Annotated in this window: 15 protein-coding genes; 11 read left to right on the top strand and 4 right to left on the bottom strand. The window is 71.0% G+C overall.

Annotation, left to right across the window (positions count from 1 at the left end):
- Window positions 1-360: 360 nt before the first annotated feature.
- From AC6CHX_RS15875 to AC6CHX_RS15865, 3 genes are read left to right on the top strand one after another with little or no spacing between them, the layout of a single operon-like run.
- Entirely contained in the window at window positions 361-1509 is a 1149-nt protein-coding gene (locus AC6CHX_RS15875; RefSeq protein WP_498273593.1) for an ROK family protein, read from the top strand.
- Between the two features lie 50 nt (window positions 1510-1559).
- A complete protein-coding gene (locus AC6CHX_RS15870; RefSeq protein WP_498273592.1) occupies window positions 1560-2489 on the top strand; it encodes a polysaccharide deacetylase family protein in 930 nt (309 codons plus the stop codon).
- Window positions 2486-3811: an MFS transporter gene (locus AC6CHX_RS15865; RefSeq protein WP_498273591.1), complete on the top strand. Its 1326-nt coding sequence runs from the start codon at window positions 2486-2488 to the stop codon at window positions 3809-3811. Before AC6CHX_RS15870 ends, AC6CHX_RS15865 begins: the two co-directional genes overlap by 4 nt.
- Before the next feature lie 182 nt (window positions 3812-3993).
- On the opposite strand, the gene galE is transcribed toward AC6CHX_RS15865, so the two are convergent.
- Genes galE through galT form a run of 3 tightly spaced genes read right to left on the bottom strand, consistent with a single transcriptional unit; the run spans window position 3994 to window position 7416 of the window.
- A complete protein-coding gene (gene galE / locus AC6CHX_RS15860) occupies window positions 3994-4974 on the bottom strand; it encodes a UDP-glucose 4-epimerase GalE (RefSeq protein ID WP_498273590.1) in 981 nt (326 codons plus the stop codon).
- Between the two features lie 49 nt (window positions 4975-5023).
- Window positions 5024-6217, bottom strand: a complete 1194-nt coding sequence (galK, locus tag AC6CHX_RS15855; protein WP_498273589.1) for a galactokinase — start codon at window positions 6215-6217, stop codon at window positions 5024-5026.
- The gene (gene galT, locus AC6CHX_RS15850) at window positions 6214-7416 is read right to left on the bottom strand and encodes a galactose-1-phosphate uridylyltransferase (RefSeq protein ID WP_498273588.1); all 1203 of its coding nucleotides are present in this window, start codon (window positions 7414-7416) and stop codon (window positions 6214-6216) included. Before galT ends, galK begins: the two co-directional genes overlap by 4 nt.
- Before the next feature lie 147 nt (window positions 7417-7563).
- Between galT and AC6CHX_RS15845 the strand changes: the two genes are divergently transcribed.
- The 7 genes from AC6CHX_RS15845 to AC6CHX_RS15815 all read left to right on the top strand — a co-directional run bounded on the left by AC6CHX_RS15845 (window position 7564) and on the right by AC6CHX_RS15815 (window position 15076).
- Window positions 7564-8514 (top strand): LacI family DNA-binding transcriptional regulator, encoded by a 951-nt coding sequence (locus AC6CHX_RS15845; protein WP_498273601.1) that lies wholly within the window; start codon window positions 7564-7566, stop codon window positions 8512-8514.
- A gap of 121 nt (window positions 8515-8635) precedes the next feature.
- A complete protein-coding gene (locus AC6CHX_RS15840; protein WP_498273587.1) occupies window positions 8636-9799 on the top strand; it encodes a Gfo/Idh/MocA family protein in 1164 nt (387 codons plus the stop codon).
- Window positions 9800-9806: 7 nt separating this feature from the next.
- Window positions 9807-10979: a dihydrodipicolinate synthase family protein gene (locus tag AC6CHX_RS15835; protein WP_498273586.1), complete on the top strand. Its 1173-nt coding sequence runs from the start codon at window positions 9807-9809 to the stop codon at window positions 10977-10979.
- Entirely contained in the window at window positions 10976-11959 is a 984-nt protein-coding gene (locus AC6CHX_RS15830; RefSeq protein ID WP_498273585.1) for a sugar phosphate isomerase/epimerase family protein, read from the top strand. The genes AC6CHX_RS15835 and AC6CHX_RS15830 overlap by 4 nt, the downstream gene beginning before the upstream one ends.
- Before the next feature lie 147 nt (window positions 11960-12106).
- Window positions 12107-12871, top strand: coding sequence for a sugar phosphate isomerase/epimerase family protein (locus tag AC6CHX_RS15825; RefSeq protein WP_498273584.1), 765 nt, complete (start codon window positions 12107-12109; stop codon window positions 12869-12871).
- A 28-nt stretch (window positions 12872-12899) separates the two neighbouring features.
- Entirely contained in the window at window positions 12900-13970 is a 1071-nt protein-coding gene (locus AC6CHX_RS15820) for a LacI family DNA-binding transcriptional regulator (RefSeq protein WP_136041581.1), read from the top strand.
- The gene (locus AC6CHX_RS15815; protein ID WP_498273583.1) at window positions 13967-15076 is read left to right on the top strand and encodes a glycerate kinase; all 1110 of its coding nucleotides are present in this window, start codon (window positions 13967-13969) and stop codon (window positions 15074-15076) included. Before AC6CHX_RS15820 ends, AC6CHX_RS15815 begins: the two co-directional genes overlap by 4 nt.
- Window positions 15077-15116: 40 nt before the next feature.
- Here AC6CHX_RS15815 and pgm read toward each other — a convergent pair whose 3' ends face one another.
- Entirely contained in the window at window positions 15117-16760 is a 1644-nt protein-coding gene (gene pgm / locus AC6CHX_RS15810) for a phosphoglucomutase (alpha-D-glucose-1,6-bisphosphate-dependent) (RefSeq protein WP_498273582.1), read from the bottom strand.
- A gap of 78 nt (window positions 16761-16838) precedes the next feature.
- Here pgm and pheA point away from each other — a divergent pair, with 78 nt between their 5' ends.
- Entirely contained in the window at window positions 16839-17789 is a 951-nt protein-coding gene (gene pheA, locus AC6CHX_RS15805) for a prephenate dehydratase (RefSeq protein WP_498273581.1), read from the top strand.
- Window positions 17790-17807: the final 18 nt, after the last annotated feature.

Here is a 17807-nt window from a genome sequence, read left to right as displayed (position 1 = left end):
CACGGCGGACCCACCCACACCGACAACGGCGTCGCCCTCTGCTGGCACCACCACCGCACCCTCACCACCTCCGGATGGGAAATCCGCATGATGGACGGCACCCCCCACGTCCGCGGACCCGCCTGGTGGGACCCCACCCGACAATGGCGCACACCACAACCAGCGACGCCACGACCCCCGAAACCACGACCCACGGCCACATCGACGAGACACCCCTCGACACCGCTCAGAGCATGAATGGCGTCGAGCCGACTCGGCGTGAAGTGTCGACCTGTGCGACTCGATGTGGCATGCTTGCGGGCACTGCGCCCGGCCCCGTGCCTGGCGCGGTCCGTGAATCGAGAGCAGACGCCGGAGCACATGTCCAGACCACTCGCGGGACCGCAGGGCCTGCTACGCACGCTCAACGGTCGCGCAATCCTGGAGGCGCTCGCGCGCAGCGGTCCGCAGACCCGCGCGGAGCTGATGTCGACGACAGGCCTGTCCCGCACGGCCGTCACCCAGGTGCTGCGGATGCTGGATGCGGCCGGAGCCGTCGCCGCCGCGGGCGTCGATCGCGAGACGCGAGGGCCCGCCGCGGGCCGCGTCGCCCTGCATCCGCGGCTCGGGTTCGCCGCCGCCGTGCACATCGACCACCATGCCGCGCACGTGGTGCTCGTCGACGCCCGCGGAGTCGTGCACGCCGAGGAGCACGACGTGCTGCCGACCCAGGGGGATCGCGTCGAGCACATCGTCGCTCTCGTCGACCGATGCCGCCTCTCGGTCAAGGCGGCGAAGGCGGCGATCCACCTCGCCGTGGTCGGCATCCCCGGGATCGTCACCGCCGACGGCGGCATCCGCGACGATCTGGGTCCGGACGGCGGCGCCTTCCGTGCCGCGCTGACTGCGGCCCTCGGCTGCCCCGTGCGTATCGAGAACGACGTCAACCTCGCCGCCCTCGCCGAACTCACGGCAGGCGTCGGCGGCGACCTCGCCAGCTTCGCTCTGTTACTCCTCGACGACGGCCTGGGCGCCGGCATCGTGATCGACGGGGCACTGCACCGCGGATTCTCGGGTGTCGCGGGCGAGGTCATGTATCTGCCGCAGACTCCCCTTCCGATCGGGGCTCCCATCGTGAGCGACGCCGTCGTCGGAGATCTCGCGCTCGGGGTCGGGCGGGACGCCGACGCCTCATTGGAGGATCACCTCGAGGCGGCCGGCCGCGGCGACGAGGCCGCGACCCGGGTCGTCGCCGAGATCGGCAAGCGCATCGTGCTCGTCGCCGGCAGTGTTGGTCTCGTGCTCGATCCCGAGGCATTCATCCTCAGCGGCAAAGCAGCCCATCCCGTGCTGGTCGAGGCCATCCAGCGCGTCGCCGACGAGTATGCGGCCCAACTGCCGCTGCGGTTCCTCGTCTCCTCGTTCGGCCCGGAGGCCCCGCTGGTCGGCGCCGTCGACGAAGCGGCATCCGCCCTCCGGAGCATGCTGTTCACCCGCATCCTGACCCCGGCTGCGAAGACCGGCCGCTGAGCCACACCCCCCCCCGATCGCCCCACCGTCCCCACCCGACAGGACACCTGATGACCGCCCCCTCCGACCTCGCCGACCGCCTCGGCCTCGCACCCGGTGCGCGGGCGATCATCCTCAACGCCGACGACTTCGGCATGTGCCACGCGGCGAACACCGCGATCGTCGACCTGCTCACGACCGGGCGCATCGACTCGACGACCGTGATGGTCCCGTGTTCGTGGTCGCCGGAGGCCCTGACCTTCGCGGCATCCCGCACCGATCTCGACATCGGTGTGCACCTGGTGCTCACCAGCGAATGGCGCCGCTACCGCTGGCGCCCGCTGACCGGCACCGCGACGAGCCTCGTCGACGCCGACGGCTTCTTCCCGGTCGATGTCGCGTCCGTCGAGCGGTCCGCGACCGACGACGACGTCGCCGCCGAGCTCGCCGCCCAGCTGCACGCCGCGCTCGACGCCGGTGTCGACGTGACGCACCTCGACAACCACATGGGCTCGGTCTACGGCCTCGTCACCGGCCACGACTTCCTGCGCCCGGTGTTCGAGCTGGCCGCCCGCAACGGCCTCCCGTTCCGACTGCCGCGCACCATGGACGGGGTGGGAGAGGATGCCGCGCTGCAGGCGAAGCTCGACGACGCGGCCTCCGCTGCCGACGCGATGGGTGTCGTGATCATCGACCGACTGTGGTCGCATCCGTTCGAACTCCTCCGGGAGGGCGAGCCGGATGAGGAGACCTACGAGCAGGTGCGCGACGGCTTCATCGCACTGCTGCGTGCCGTTCCCGCCGGTGTCACCGAGATCTACCTGCATCCGATGATCGACGACGACGAGCTCCGCGCCGCGGTCGACTTCAGCGCGGCGAAGCGCGGATACGAGCTGCGTCTGCTCACAGACCCGGCCGTGCTGCAGGCCATCGAAGACGAGGCTCTCGTGCGCATCGGCTGGCGCGACCTGCGCGACCTGCAGCGGGCGGGCGTTCGATGACCGTCCTGGGCGATCGCCTGCGCGATCGACGGCTGGATGCCGCGCCGACCAGGGCGCAGACGATCGCGTTCGGAGCATCCGGGTTCCCGACCCAGCTCATGGCGCAGACCTTCTCGGCCTTCGTCGTCTACTTCTACGTCTCGCACCTCGCGGTGCCGGCCGGATGGGTGGCCGTGGCGATGATCGCCCACGGCATCCTGAACGCGGTGCTGAATCCGCTCGTCGGCACGATCTCCGACCGGATGCGCACACCCTGGGGTCGACGCATCCCGTGGATCGGGCTGGGCATCGTGCCGCTCGTTGTCGCCTTCGCGCTGGTGTGGATGCCGCCCGAGCTCCCGGCCGCGGGTCTCATCCTATGGTTCCTCGTGGTCGTCGCCGTGTACGACATCGCGTTCGTCGTCGTGGTGCTGAACATCTCCGCGCTGTTCCCCGAGATCTTCCGCACCACAGAGGAGCGCGCCCGAGGCAACGTCCCGCGGCAGATCTTCGCGATCCTCGGCATGGTGCTGGGAACGGCCGGTGCGCCCGCCCTGTACGACTCGATCGGCTGGCCCGGCATGGCTCTCGTGCTCGGCACGGTGTGCCTGGTGCTGCTCGTGTGGTCGTTCTTCGGCGGGATGATCGAGCGCCGTGTCCCGGAAGCGGCGTCGGAGGCCATGCGGTGGGGCGACCAGCTGAACTACACGTTCCGCAACCGGGCCTTCGTCCCGTACGTGCTCGGGTCGCTGTTCGTGCAGACCTCGATCGCCGTGATCCTCGCCGCGATCCCCTTCTACGTGCGGTACTCGCTGGGCGCGGCTGAGGGGGAGGGGAGCCTGCTCCTCGGAGCCATCTTCGTCACCGCGATCCCCTCGATCGTGCTGTGGAGCGCGGTCGTCCGCCGCACCTCACCGCGCACGGCTGTGCTGTGGAGCGTGGCGGTGTTCGGCGTCGCCGTGCTCGGCTACGTGGCGCCGTCGAACGTGCTCGGTGCGGCGCTGGTCGGCGTTGCGGTCGGTGTGGGCGTCGGCGGCCTGCTGCAGCTGCTCGAGGTCATGCTCGCGCAGATCATCGACGAGGATGCCGTGCGCACCGGGCACCGCCGCGAAGGCGCCTATTTCGGGGTGAACGGCTTCGTGGTGCGCGGCTCCGTGGTGCTGCAGGCGATCGTCGCCGCGTTGGTGCTCACGGCCTCCGGGTTCGATGCCACCCTCGGCGACGCGCAGCCCGAGAGCGTCGACGGCGGCATCCGTCTGATGCTCGCTGTGATCCCGCTCGGGTTCACCGCCCTCGCCTGGCTCTGTTTCTGGCTCTACCCGATCCGCGCCCGCGACGTCTGAGGCCTTCTCCCATACTCAGCACGAGGAGGCGCGCCATCCACGTGCGCCGAGCCGACCGCTGGGCCCGAGGGCGCAGGGCCGCGCCGATGCGAGCATCGGGGAGGGGTCCCCGCTTGCGGGGAGGGGTACCCCGCTCTGCGAGCAGCGGCGCGACCCGGAGCCCGCCCCACGAGAAATCCAGCTCAGACGGACGCAGCCCGCCGCGCCTCCCACCCCGTGCGCACCATCTCGTCGACCGTGTACCGCATGGTCCAGTCGAGATCGCGGGCCGCGAGCTCGCCGGTCGCCACGATGCGGTCGGGGTCTCCGGGGCGACGAGGGCCGATCTCGGGGCTGAAGTCGATGCCGGTCACGCGGGCGACGGCATCCATGATCTGCTTCACGCTGAGCCCGTCGCCCGAGCCGAGGTTGTACGCCGCCTCGATGGGGCGGCCGTCGGCGAGGCGCTGTGCAGCGGCGACGTGCGCGGCGGCGATGTCGCCCACGTGCACGTAGTCGCGCACGTTGGTGCCGTCGGCGGTGTCGTAGTCATCGCCGAAGATCTTCGGGGTCTTGCCCGCGAGCAGCGCCTCGAACACGATCGGGAAGAGGTTGTGCGGGCTGACGTCGTAGACGGTCGGATCGGCGGACCCCACCACGTTGAAGTACCGCAGCGAGGTGTGCCGCAGCGGACGCTCGGAGTCGGCCGTCGCGATCGCCTGGTCGCGCAGCAGCCACTCGCCGATGAGCTTCGACTCCCCGTACGGGCTCGCCGGCTTCTTGGCGGTGTCTTCGACGACGAGTGCGACGTCGGGGGTGCCGAACACGGCGGCCGACGACGAGAACACGATGTTCGAGACTCCGGCGGCCTCCATCGCCTCGAGGATGATCCGGGTGCCCTCGACGTTCTGCGCGTAGGTGTGCAGGGGGCGCTGCACCGAGACGCCGGCGTACTTGTACCCCGCGACGTGGATGACGCCCTGGGCGTCGTGGTCGCGCAGCGTCTTCTCGACGAGCGCACGATCGAGGATGCTGCCCTGCACGAAGGGCACGCCCTCGGGCACGAACGACGCGACGCCGCTGGAGAGGTCGTCGAGCACGACCGGCGTGAGCCCGGCTTCCGCGAGGGCACGGACGACGTGGGCTCCGATGTAGCCGGCGCCGCCGGTGACGATCCAGGACATTGCGTTCCTCTCCTGCCGCGGCGTGGTCGCGGCTCGATCGATCATTCTCTCAGGCGTCGCGCAGCGGACCTGCGGACGGGGTGACCGTGAACAGGTGCGGGGCGTCGAATCCCGAGGCGGCGAACGCGGCGGTCACCGCATCCGACACGGCGTCGACGGCATCCTGTTCGATCAGCGCGATCGCGGCACCGCCGAAACCGCCGCCCGTCATGCGGGCGCCGAGAGCGCCGGCGGCCAGCGCGGTGTCGACGGCGGTGTCGAGCTCGACGGTCGAGATCTCGAAGTCGTCGCGCATCGACACATGCGATGCCACCAGGAGGTCGCCGACGGCCCTCGCGCCCTGCTCGCGCAGAACTCGGACGGTGTCGAGCACGCGCTGGTTCTCGGTGACGATGTGACGCACGCGGCGGAAGGTCACGTCGTCCATCAGCTCTTCGGCACGCGACAGGTCGGCGATCGACACGTCGCGCAGGGCCGGCACGCCCATGAGCGACGCGCCGAGTTCGCACGACGCCCGACGCTCGCGGTAGCCGCCCGTGGAGTGGGCGTGCTGGACGCGGGTGTCGATCACGAGGATCGCGAGTCCGGCTTCGGCGACACCGAGCGGCACCGGCTGGGCCTCGAGCGAGCGGCAGTCGAGGAAGATCGCGGTGTCGGGCTGACCGAGCATCGACGCCATCTGGTCCATGATGCCGGTGGGAGCCCCGACGGCCTCGTTCTCGGCACGCCGACCGACGCGGGCCAGAGCCGTGGCGTCGAGACCCGTTCCCCAGAGCTCGTTCAGGGCGGATGCCGTCGCCCCCTCGATCGCGGCGGAGGAGGAGAGCCCCGCGCCCACCGGGACGTCGGAGGCGATCGCGATGTCGAGGCCGCGGAAGTGTCCCGAGCGCTCTGTCGCCTGGCGCAGCGCCCAGGCGACTCCGAGCGGGTAGGCGGCCCACTCCGGAACGGCGGGGCGCGCACCCGGCGCGGTCGGGAAGAGCTCGTCGAGCTCGTCGAGGCCGACCTCCACCGGTTCCTCCGCGAAGGTCGACCCGACCAGGACGCGGCCGCGGTCGTCGTCGCGCAGCCCGACCGCGGCGACCGTGCGCTGGGGGATGGCGAACGGCAGCACGAAGCCGTCGTTGTAGTCGGTGTGCTCGCCGATGAGGTTGACGCGTCCCGGAGCCGACCAGAGGCCGTCGGGCTCCCGTCCGGTGAGGTCGGCGAAGAGCGCGCGGGCGTCGTCGTGGGCGGCGGTCATGCGGATGCTCCTTCGGAGGTCTCGTCCTCGGAGACGCGTCCGATAGCCTCGCGCAGGCGTGTGGCGCCGACCTCGGGCGGGACCTCCGCGGCCCACGCCCCCATCGCAGCCTCGGAGCCGGCGAGGAACTTGAGCTTGTCGGCGGCCCGGCGCGGACTCGTCAGCTGCAGGTGCAGGCGCACGGTGTCCCGGCCGACGTGCACGGGGGCCTGGTGCCAGGCGGCGATGTACGGGGTCGGGGTCTCGTACAGGGCGTCGACGCCGCGGAGCAGCCGCAGGTAGAGCGGCGCGAGCTCGTCGCGTTCGGCCTCGGTCGTCTCGGCGAAGTCGGGCACGTGACGGTGCGGCATCAGGTGCACCTCGAGGGGCCAGCGGGCGGCGAAGGGGACGAAGGCCGTCCAGTGCTCGCCGCGGAACACCACGCGCTCAGAGGCCTGCTCGGACTCGAGGATGTGCTGGAACAGGTCGGGCGCGGTGCGGTCGATCGACTCGAGCAGCCGCGTGGTGCGGGGCGTCACGTAGGGGTAGGCGTAGATCTGGCCGTGCGGATGCGGCAGGGTCACGCCGATCGCCTCCCCGCGGTTCTCGAACGGGAAGATCTGCTGGATGCCGGGCAGCTTCGAGATCGCGGCCGTGCGGTCGGCCCAGGCCTCGATGACCGTGCGGGCACGCGTGACGGACAGCGTGCCGAACGAGCCTTCGTGGTCGGGGCTGAAGCAGACGACCTCGCAGCGGCCGACCGAGGTGCGGGTGCGACCGAGGCCCAGGGCGGCGAGGTCGTCGAGTCCGCGGGGCGCATTCGATGCCTGCGGCGCAGTGCCGACGGCCTCGGCGAGGGCGGGCCCGAACGCGGGGGAGCGGTTCTCGAACACCGCGACGTCGTAGCGCGAGGGCACCTCGGACGGGTTGCCGGGGGTCTGCGGTGCGAGCGGGTCGGCGTCGGCACTGGGCATCATGACGCGGTTCTGCCGGTTCGCGGCGACCGTGATCCAGTCGCCGGTGAGCACGTCGAGGCGCATGGTCGCGGTCTCGGGGCGCGGGTCGAGGGCGCGGGCATCGACCGCGCGCTCGGCTCCGAGCGAAGTGCCCGGATCGTCGTAGTAGATGAGGTCGCGGCCGTCGGCGAGGGTGGTGGCGCGTTTGATGACACCGGCGCCGAGGGTCTCGGTGCGCAACTCAGGAAGATCGTGCGTGTTCACGTAAACATGGTAGCCACAGAGCCGTGGTAACGTCAACACGCGGAGTTGTGCACGGGTGGCGAACGGAGAATGTGCGTGGGAGACGAACACGACCTGGCCGGTGAACCGCGCTCCGGGCGGCCTCGATCGTCCTCGGGTCGCGTGTCGATGGCGATGGTCGCCGCCCGCGCCGGAGTCTCGGGTCAGACCGTGTCCCGGGTCGTCAACGGCAGCCCCCGCGTCGACCCCGCCACCCGCTCCCGGGTCGAGAGCGCGATGTCCGAGCTCGGGTATCGCCCGCACCGTGCGGCTCGCGCCCTGCGTACCGGGCGCTCGCAGACCATCGGCCTCGTGGTCACCACCCTCGCCACGGTCGGCAACTCGCGGATGCTGCAGGCCACAGCCGAAGCGGCGGCGGAACGCGGATACGCGCTGACACTCGTGACCGCGACCGACGGCGTCGCCGAGGCGTTCGAGCGTCTGGCCGAGCAGGAGGTCGACGGCGCGATCGTCCTCAACGAGGCGTCGGCGCTCGTCCCCGCGGTGCGGCCCCCCGCCGGTCTGCGGTTGGTGGTCGTCGACGCCCCGACCGATGCGGGCTTCACCTCCGTGCACAGCGACCACGCAGGCGGCGCGGCCGTCGCCACGGCTCGGCTGCTCGGCCTCGGGCACGACACCGTGCACCACCTCGCCGGTCCCGCGGACTCCTTCGCAGCTGCCGAGCGCGAGCGGGGGTGGCGGGAGACGCTCGTCGCCGCCGGCATCCGCCCGCCCGCCGTGGTCCGCGGCGACTGGAGTGCCGACTCGGGATACTCGGCCGGGCACGCGCTCGCCGAGGCCACCGCGATCTTCTGCGTCAACGACCAGATGGCGCTCGGCGTGCTGCGCGCCCTCTCCGAATCCGGCCGGAGAGTGCCCGAAGATGTCGCGGTCATCGGCTTCGACGATGTGCCTGATGCGGCGAACTACCGCCCACCGCTGACCACGATCCGGCAGGATTTCACCGCTCTCGCCCACCGCGCGGTGTCGGCGCTGGTGGAAGCGATCGAGGGCACGCCGCAGGACGAGGCCCCTGCGGTCATCCCGACCGAGCTCGTCGAGCGCGACAGCACCGCCTGACCTCCGGCTGAAAGCGCTTCGGTTGCGCTCTCCTCTCATCTCATGGCATGATCTCGGAAAGCGCTTTCCAGTCAGAGTCGAAGGAAGCGCGGACAGCTTCCCGCGAGAGAAACGGAACACCATGACCCAGGCGAACACCCGTGAGATCGGCATCATCATGAACGGCGTCTCCGGACGCATGGGATACCGACAGCACCTGGTGCGCTCGATCCTCGCGATCCGCGAGGAGGGCGGCATCGAGCTGCCCGACGGCTCCCGCATCACGGTGAAGCCGATCCTCGTCGGTCGCAGCGAGACCAAGCTCGCCGAGCTCGCCGCGAAGCACGGCATCGAGGACTGGACGACCGACCTCGACGCCGCCCTCGCCGACCCGCAGTGGGAGATCTACGCCGACTTCCTGGTGACCAAGGCCCGCGCCACCGCGATCCGCAAGGCCATCGCCGCGGGCAAGGCGATCTACACCGAGAAGCCCACTGCCGAATCGCTCGAGGAGGCACTCGAACTCGCGCGCCTCGCGAAGGAGGCGGGCATCAAGACCGGCGTCGTGCACGACAAGCTCTACCTGCCCGGCCTGCAGAAGCTCAAGCGCCTGATCGACTCCGGGTTCTTCGGCCGCATCCTCTCGGTGCGCGGCGAGTTCGGCTACTGGGTGTTCGAGGGCGACTGGCAGCCCGCGCAGCGCCCGAGCTGGAACTACCGCACCGAAGACGGCGGCGGCATCATCACCGACATGTTCCCGCACTGGAACTACGTGCTCGAGAACCTGTTCGGCGAGGTCAAGAGCGTCTACGCGCAGGCGGCCGTGCACATCGCCGACCGCTGGGACGAGAAGGGCGAGCACTACACGGCCACGGCCGAAGACGCGGCATACGGCATCTTCGAGATCGAGGGCGGCGTGATCGCCGAGATCAACTCCTCCTGGACCGTGCGCGTGAACCGCGACGAGCTCGTCGAGTTCCAGGTCGACGGCACGCACGGCTCGGCGGTGGTCGGGCTGTTCGGTGCGAAGATCCAGCCCCGCAACGCCACCCCGAAGCCGGTGTGGAACCCCGACCTGGAAGACACCCGCGACTACGACGCCGACTGGCAGAAGGTGCCCACCAACGACGTGTTCCTCAACGGCTTCCGCCAGCAGTGGGAGGAGTACCTGGTCTCGTACGTCGAGGGGACGGACTACCCGTTCGACCTCCTCGCCGGCGCCCGCGGAGTGCAGTTCGCCGAGGCCGGTCTTACCTCGAGCGCCGAGGGCCGCAAGATCGCCCTCGAGCCGCTGGCGCTGGACTGAGGCGCGCATGAGCACCCTCCGACTCCTGCGGGCGACCGGTGAGACCGCCGACGTCGCCCTCAACGACTCCGGCGCGTACAGCCGTCCGACCACTCCGCTGCAGAGCCGCGTCGCCTATGCCGCCGCCCACGTGGTGCCGAAGGTGCACGCCGACAACACCCCGGGGCAGCCGGCCGACATCGACTGGGACGCCACGCTCGCGTTCCGCCGCAACGTGTATTCCTGGGGTCTCGGTGTCGCCGACGCCATGGACACCGCGCAGCGGAACATGGGACTGGATGCCGCGGCCACCCGTGAGCTGATCGCGCGCAGCGCCGAGGTCGCCCGCGAGGAGGGCGGCTCCGTCGTGGTCGGCGTCAACACCGACCACGTGGCCGAGTCGCACATCTCGCTCGAGCAGGTGATCGCGGCCTACCTCGAGCAGCTGCACTTCACCGAGGAGCAGGGCGCCGGCCCCGTGCTCATGGCCTCCCGCCACCTCGCCCGCGTCGCCACGGATGCCGACGACTACCGCCGCGTCTACCGCGAGGTGCTGTCGCGCGCGACCGTGCCCGTGGTGCTGCATTGGCTCGGCACGGCCTTCGACCCCGAGCTGGCCGGATACTTCGGCGCCGACGACTGGCAGACGGCATCCGCGGTGCTGCTCGATGTGATCGAGGGGAACCCGGGCAAGGTCGCCGGCGTCAAGATGAGCCTCCTCAACGCCGAGTCCGAGATCTCGGTGCGCGAGCGGCTCCCCGATGGTGTGCGCATGTTCACCGGCGACGACTTCAACTACGTGAGCCTGATCGGCGGCGACACCGTCGGCGACGGCGCGGGGCACTCCGACGCTCTGCTCGGGGCGTTCGCGGCGATCACTCCGGTGGCGTCGGCGGCGATCCAGGCGCTGGATGCCGGCGACCCGGAGGCCTACTTGCGCATCCTCGGTCCCACCGAGGAACTCAGCCGACAGGTCTTCGCCGCGCCGACCTTCTATTACAAGACCGGCGTCGCCTTCCTGGCCTGGCTCAACGGCCACCAGCCGGCGTTCCAGATGGTGGGAGGCCTGCACTCCGCGCGCAGCCTCCCGCACCTGAGCCGGATCGTCGAGCTGGCCAATGCCTCGCTCGCGCTGGAGCAGCCCGACCTCGCCCGCGAGCGCTGGCACGGGATGCTGCGCCTGAACGGGGTCGACGCATGAGCGCGGTGCCGGGTTCGACGCCCGCGGCCGCACACCTGCAGGGAGAAAGCACGCCTGTCGGTGGAATCGCCGGGGAATCCCCCGACATCCGTGCATCCGTCCGACAGGTGGACACTGCCGGGCCGGACCCGCGCCTGTCGATCAACCAGGCCACCATCAAGTACGCCGACCTCGCCACGGCCCTGAGGGTCACCGCCGACGCCGGCATCCAGGCCATCGGACTGTGGCGAGAACCGGTCAACGAGGTCGGCCTCGACGTCGCCGCTCGGATGCTCACCGACTCGGGGCTGCGCTTCACGACGCACTGCCGCGGCGGCTTCTTCACGCTGCCCGCCGGGGCGGAGCGGGATGCCGCGCTCGACGACAACCGTCGGGCGATCGAGGAGACCGCGACCCTGGCCGCCGCGGGTGCCGAGGGCTCGACCGCGGTGCTCGTGCTCGTCGCGGGCGGCCTGCCCGAGGGGTCCCGCGACCTGATCGGGGCGCGCGAGCGCGTCCGAGATGCGATCGGTGTGCTCGCCCCCGAGGCCGCGGCCGCGGGGGTCACGCTCGCGATCGAGCCGCTGCATCCGATGTACGCCTCCGATCGTGCCGTCGTCTCGACGCTCGGTCAGGCGCTCGACATCGCCGCCGACTTCGAGCCCGCGGTGGTGGGCGCCGCGGTCGACACCTTCCACATCTGGTGGGACCCGCAGGTGCTCGACCAGATCGCGCGCGCGGGTCGCGAAGGCCGCATCGCCACGTACCAGGTGTGCGACTGGAAGACGCCCCTTCCGGCCGACGTGCTGCTCTCCCGGCACTACACCGGTGACGGAGTGATCGACTTCGGCTCGCTCACCCGTGCCGTGATGGCGACCGGGTACGACCGCGACATCGAGGTCGAGATCTTCAACGCCTCCATCTGGGCGGATTCCCCCGAGAACGTCGTGCGCCGCACGGCCGAGACCTTCGGCGCGGCCGTCTCCCCGCACGTCGGATGACGCGCGCCGGTCGCCGGTCGGGTCCCACATGTCGGACGGATGCACGGATGCAGGACGGAAACGGGGCCTTCGGCCCGACCACTGTGCATCGGTCCTGCATCCGTACCGGCGGGTGGGCCACCGGTCGCGACTTGAGAGGATGACACCATGACCCGCATCCGTCCAGGACTGTGCTCGGTGACCTTCCGTGCGCTCGCGCCGGAGCGGATCGTCGAGCTCGCAGCGGATGCCGGGCTCGAGGCGATCGAGTGGGGCGGCGATGTGCACGTGCCCCCGGGCGATGTCGTCCGAGCCGGGGAGATCGCCCGCCTCACCGCGGACGCCGGCCTCGCGGTCGCCTCGTACGGGTCGTACTTCCGTGCCGGAGCGGACGAGCCCCTCACTCCGGTGCTCGACAGCGCCGAGGCGCTCGGGGCGGACCGGGTGCGCATCTGGGCGGGCGTGGTCGGCTCGGATGCCGCGACACCCGATGACTGGAACGCTGTGGTCGACCGGTTGCAGGACGCTGCAGCAGAGGGGGAGGGTCGCGGCATCACGCTCGCGCTCGAGTTCCACTCCGGAACGCTCGCCGACACGGCGCCGACGACACTGCGGCTTCTCGACGAGGTCGACAGCCCGGCACTGTCGACCTACTGGCAGCCGACGGTCGGTGCTTCCGTCGATACCGTGCTGGAGGAGTACCGCGCGCTGGCTGCGCACACGAGCGCGGCCCACGTCTTCTCCTGGTGGCCGGAGCGCGAGCGGTTGCCGCTGCGCGCGCGGGATGCGCTGTGGACACGGTTCTTCGCCGAGGCCAGGGCCGCCGCGGCGCCCCCGCGCGATGCCCTCCTCGAGTTCGTGCCGGACGACGATCCCGCCCTGCTCGCACGCGAAGCGACAGCCCTCCGCGATCACCTGGAGAGGCCCGCGTGACGAAGACCCGGGAAGTAGGCTCGGAGACATGACCAACCCCGCATCGCCCGCGGAGCGGCCGTCATCGGAGCGCGCGTCGCGCCATCCGCGCGGCCCGGCGCCCACGTTGCACGATGTGGCGCGTGAGGCCGGTGTCTCCTTGGCCACGGCCTCGCGTGCGCTCAACGGCTCGGAGCGCAAGGTCGCCGAGTCGTTCCGCGAGCGCGTCGAAGCCGCCGCAGCGAAGCTCGGCTACACGGCCAACGTCTCCGCTCAGGCCACCGCCCGGGGAACGTCTCCTGTCATCGCTCTGCTCGTCGCGGATATCGCCGACCCCTACTTCGGTCTGATCGCATCGGGCGTCGCGCGCGGTGCCGACGAGCATGGGCTGGTCGTGACGATCGCGATCACCGAACGCGATCAGGCGCGGGAAGCGCGGATCGTGCATGCCCTACGGGGCCAGCGTCCGCGCGGGCTGATCCTCGCGGCCTCCCGCACGCAGGAGCCGATGGAGGTCGACACCGCGCGGGAGCTCGCCGAGTTCGCCCGCCTCGGCGGAAGAGTGGTCGCCTTCGGGCCGGACGGCGACGCCGATCGACGCATCGAGATCGACAACCGCTCCGGTGCCGAGACGCTCGCCCGGCGGATGGCGGAGCTGGGCTACCGCTCCGCGATCGTCCTCGGTGCCGCCGATGGTGTGCGCACCTCCGACGACCGTCTGGCGGGGTTCCGCGCGGGGTTCGAGGCATCCGGCGGTGTGGTGGAGAGCGTGCGGCGGGGGGACTTCCGGCGCGAATCGGGAACGGAGGGCATGGCGTCCGCCCTGGCCGACGGGGTGCCCACGGGGACTCTCGTCTTCGCGATCAGCGACGTCGTGGCGATCGGCGCGATGTCCGCCATCCGCGAGGCGGGTCGTGAGATCGGCGCCGACATCGCGGTCTGCGGCTTCGACGACGTGCCGGCCAGCAGCGATGTGTCCCCTGCGTTGACGACGGTCCGCGTGCCGCTGACCGAAATGGGTTATCAGGCCTTCCGGGCGACGGTCGATGCCGACTGGGAGCAGGCGCCCCTCCCCGTCGAGGTCGTGGTGCGGGCGAGCACCCCGGGCATCCCGCGATGACCAGGGTCGTGCTGGCGCCGGACAGTTTCAAAGGCACGATCACGGCGGCCGACGCGACGACGGCACTCGCCGAGGGCTGGGCTGCGGTCGACCCGGCCGCCGAGTTCGTGCATCGGCCGATGGCGGACGGCGGCGAAGGCACGGTCGCCGCATTCGAGGCCGCGGTCGACGGCGCGGTGCGGATGCCGGTGGTGGTGGACGGGCCCGCGAGAACGCGCGTGAATACCTCCTGGCTGCTGCTCCCGCCGACACCGGCAGCCCCCGCGGGCACAGCAGTGGTCGATCTCGGCTCGACGTCCGGAATCGAGCTCCTCGACGAGTTGCAGCCCTGGGATGCCGACACGACGGGTTTGGGCCAGGTTATGGCCGACGCCCTCGATCATGGGGTCTCGTGTCTCGTCGTCGGCATCGGATCGAGCGCGTCGACCGACGGCGGCACCGGGATGCTGACCGCGCTGGGTGCGCGGTTCCTCGACGCGTCCGGCGCACCCGTCGCCCGCGGTGCACGGGGTCTCGCCGACATCGTCTCGGCCGACCTGACCGGGTTGCGCGCGGCGCCGGAGGTGCGGGTGCTGACCGACGTCACCAACCCGCTCACCGGTCCGCGCGGTGCCGCCGCGGTGTTCGGCCCGCAGAAGGGGCTGCGCGCAACAGAGGACATCGCGCGCGTCGACGACGGTCTGCGCCGCCTGGCCGACCTGCTGGGCATCGATCCTGCGGGGGAGGGATACGGCGCAGCCGGAGGCACCGGTGCCGCGCTCGTCGTCTGGGGCGGGGTGCTCGCCCCCGGTGCCGCCGAGGTGGCCGAGCTCATCGGCCTCGCCGCCGCGATCGCGAATGCCGACGTCGTCATCACCGGCGAGGGCTCCTTCGACGGACAATCCGGCGACGGCAAGGTGCCCTCGTTTCTGGCCGGCCTTGCCGCCGCCGCGGGCACCCGCGCGCTGCTCGCCGCCGGGCGCATCACGGCGGATGCGGACACCACGCCGTTCGCGGCATCCGTCTCTCTCTCCGACCTCGCGGGCTCATCCGACGCGGCGATCGCGGATCCCGCGCGCTGGCTGCGCGAGGCCGGCGCCGTGCTCGCGCGTACTGCGGCCTCCTGACCGCCCGGCTCGCGAATACTCCGGCGCCGCGTCGGCTGCCTCAGTCGCCCAGCGCGGCCGACACCACAGCGCGTGCCTCGGCCTGCACCTCGGCGAGGTGCTCCGGGCCGCGCAGGCTCTCGGCGTAGAGCTTGTACACGTCTTCGGTGCCCGACGGCCGGGCGGCGAACCAGGCGTGCTCCGTCTGCACCTTGAGCCCGCCGATGGCCGCACCGTTGCCGGGGGCGTGCGAGAGCTTGGCTGAGATCTCCTCACCGGCGAGGGTCGTCGCCGTCACGGCTTCCGGAGCGAGCTTCGCGAGCGTCGCCTTCTGCTCGGGCGTCGCCGGAGCATCGACGCGCTGGTAGGCCGAGGCTCCGAACGCAGCCTCCAGCTCGCGGTACCGCTCCGAGGGGGTCTTGCCGGTGACGGCGATGATCTCGGCGGCCAGCAGGCACAGCAGGATGCCGTCCTTGTCGGTCGACCAGACCGAGCCGTCGCGGCGGAGGAAAGACGCGCCGGCGGACTCTTCGCCGCCGAAGGCGACCGAGCCGTCGAGCAGACCGGGCACGAACCACTTGAACCCGACGGGCACCTCCAACAGGCGCCGGCCGAGTGACTCGGCGACCCGATCGATGATCATCGACGACACGAGGGTCTTCCCGATCGCGGCATCCCGCGGCCAGTCCTGCCGGTGCGAGAAGAGATAGTCGATCGCGACGGCGAGGTAGTGGTTCGGGTTCATCAGCCCGGCATCCGGAGTGACGATGCCGTGCCGGTCGGCATCCGCGTCGTTGCCGGTGAGGACGTCGTATGAGCCCTTCTTCGCGACCAGCGAGGCCATCGCCGACGGCGACGACGGATCCATCCGGATCTTCTCGTCCCAGTCCAGGGTCATGAAGCGCCAGGTCGGGTCGACCTCGGGGTTCACGACGGTGAGGTCGAGATCGTGCATCTCGGCGATCAGCGACCAGTACTCGACGGATGCGCCGCCGAGGGGGTCGGCGCCGATGCTGACCCCGGCGCTGCGGATCGCATCGATGTCGATGATGGAGGGCAGGTCGCGCACGTAGGCGTCGCGGAAGTCGTAGCCGTTGAGTCCATCCCAGTCGACGTCGGCGAAGCGCACGAGCTTGACGCCGTCGAGCCCCGCGGCGATGAGCGCGTTCGCCCGGTCGGCGATCCAACCGGTGGCATCCGTGTCGGCGGGTCCGCCGTGCGGCGGGTTGTACTTGAAGCCGCCGTCACGCGGAGGGTTGTGCGACGGGGTCACGACGATGCCGTCGGCGCGACCCGGGTCATCCGCCGCACGTCCGCGGTTGTAGGTGAGGATCGCGTGGCTGAGCGCCGGCGTCGGCACCCACGAGTCGCGGGAGTCGACGCGCACGTCCACGCCGTTGGCGAGGAGCACCTCGATCGCGCTGCGCTCAGCGGGCAGCGAGAGCGCATGCGTGTCGCGACCGAGGAACAGCGGGCCGGTGATGCCCTGAGCTGCGCGGTAGTCCACGATCGCCTGCGTCGTGGCGAGGATGTGGTTCTCGTTGAAGCTGTTCGACAGCGACGACCCCCGGTGGCCGCTGGTGCCGAACACGACCCGCTCGGCGGCGACATCGGGATTCGGCGTGCGGTCGTAGTATGCGGCGATCAGCTCGTCGACATCGATCAGGTCACTTTCCTCCGCGGGGAGGCCGGCACGGCTGGTCATCTCTTCAGTCTGCCCCCTGTTCGGCAGGTTCGCATCCGCGACGTCATCCGCATATCGGACTGTCGGCTGAGGGATAAGGTGAAACCCGTGACTGAACGCCGTACCTACAGCTATCTGGGCCCCGCTGGAACCTTCACGGAGGCGGCGCTGGAACAGGTGGCCGAGGCTCGCGGTCAGCAGTGGCGCTCCGTGCACAACGTGGGCGAGGCCCTGGCCGATGTGCTCGAGGGCCGCAGCGACGCCGCCATGATCGCGATCGAGAACTCGATCGAGGGCGGTGTCTCCACCACGCAGGACGCCCTCGCCACGCTCCCGGGCCTGCGCATCGTCGGCGAATATCTGGTGCGGGTGAACTTCGTGCTCGTCGCGCCGCGGGGAACCACGCTCGACCAGGTAGAGGTGATCGCGGCGCATCCGGTCGCCTACGCCCAGTGCCACGGCTGGCTCGGCGCGCACCTCCCCTCGCACTCGCACGTGCCCGCATCGAGCAACGTCGCCTCCGCGATCGGCGTCCTCGACGGCACGCTCCCCGCGCAGGCCGCCATCGCGGCGCCCGGCATCGTGAACCACTACGACGTCGACGTGCTCGCGGATGGCATCGGCGACAACGCCCAGGCCGTGACCCGCTTCGTGCTGGTCACCCGCACGACCCGTTCGCCCGAGCCGACCGGAGCGGACAAGACCTCGCTCATCGTCGAACTCCCGCACGACCACCCCGGCTCGCTCCTCGAGATGCTCGAGCAGTTCTCGACCCGCGGCATCAACCTGTCGCTCATCGAGTCCCGGCCGATCGGCGACGAGCTCGGCCGCTACCGGTTCGTGATCGACGCCGACGGCCACATCGAGCACGAGCGGATGGCGGATGCGCTCCTGGGCATTCGCCGGTTCAGCCCCCGGGTGGTGTTCCTCGGCTCGTATCCGCGCGCCGACCGGCAGATCGTGCACTATCCCGAGCGCTACTCCGACGACGTCTTCATCGAGGCGCGCGACTGGCTGCGCGGCATCCTCTCCGGCGAACCCGACGTCTGACGTCACCCGCCCGACCGC

This window comes from Microbacterium sp. GQ128, from assembly GCF_059758615.1.
This window is presented reverse-complemented; position numbering and strand designations above follow the sequence as displayed.

Excerpts from the sequence above, each read along its gene's own strand:
- AC6CHX_RS15825 (WP_498273584.1), top strand. The coding sequence starts at position 12,107 with ATGACCCGCATCCGTCCAGGACTGTGCTCGGTGACCTTCCGTGCGCTC.
- AC6CHX_RS15840 (WP_498273587.1), top strand. The coding sequence starts at position 8,636 with ATGACCCAGGCGAACACCCGTGAGATCGGCATCATCATGAACGGCGTC.
- galK (WP_498273589.1), bottom strand. The coding sequence starts at position 6,217 with ATGACCGCCGCCCACGACGACGCCCGCGCGCTCTTCGCCGACCTCACC.
- AC6CHX_RS15815 (WP_498273583.1), top strand. The coding sequence starts at position 13,967 with ATGACCAGGGTCGTGCTGGCGCCGGACAGTTTCAAAGGCACGATCACG.
- pgm (WP_498273582.1), bottom strand. The coding sequence starts at position 16,760 with ATGACCAGCCGTGCCGGCCTCCCCGCGGAGGAAAGTGACCTGATCGAT.
- AC6CHX_RS15870 (WP_498273592.1), top strand. The coding sequence starts at position 1,560 with ATGACCGCCCCCTCCGACCTCGCCGACCGCCTCGGCCTCGCACCCGGT.
- AC6CHX_RS15820 (WP_136041581.1), top strand. The coding sequence starts at position 12,900 with ATGACCAACCCCGCATCGCCCGCGGAGCGGCCGTCATCGGAGCGCGCG.
- AC6CHX_RS15875 (WP_498273593.1), top strand. The coding sequence starts at position 361 with ATGTCCAGACCACTCGCGGGACCGCAGGGCCTGCTACGCACGCTCAAC.
- AC6CHX_RS15830 (WP_498273585.1), top strand. The coding sequence starts at position 10,976 with ATGAGCGCGGTGCCGGGTTCGACGCCCGCGGCCGCACACCTGCAGGGA.
- AC6CHX_RS15845 (WP_498273601.1), top strand. The coding sequence starts at position 7,564 with ATGGCGATGGTCGCCGCCCGCGCCGGAGTCTCGGGTCAGACCGTGTCC.
- AC6CHX_RS15865 (WP_498273591.1), top strand. The coding sequence starts at position 2,486 with ATGACCGTCCTGGGCGATCGCCTGCGCGATCGACGGCTGGATGCCGCG.
- galE (WP_498273590.1), bottom strand. The coding sequence starts at position 4,974 with ATGTCCTGGATCGTCACCGGCGGCGCCGGCTACATCGGAGCCCACGTC.
- AC6CHX_RS15835 (WP_498273586.1), top strand. The coding sequence starts at position 9,807 with ATGAGCACCCTCCGACTCCTGCGGGCGACCGGTGAGACCGCCGACGTC.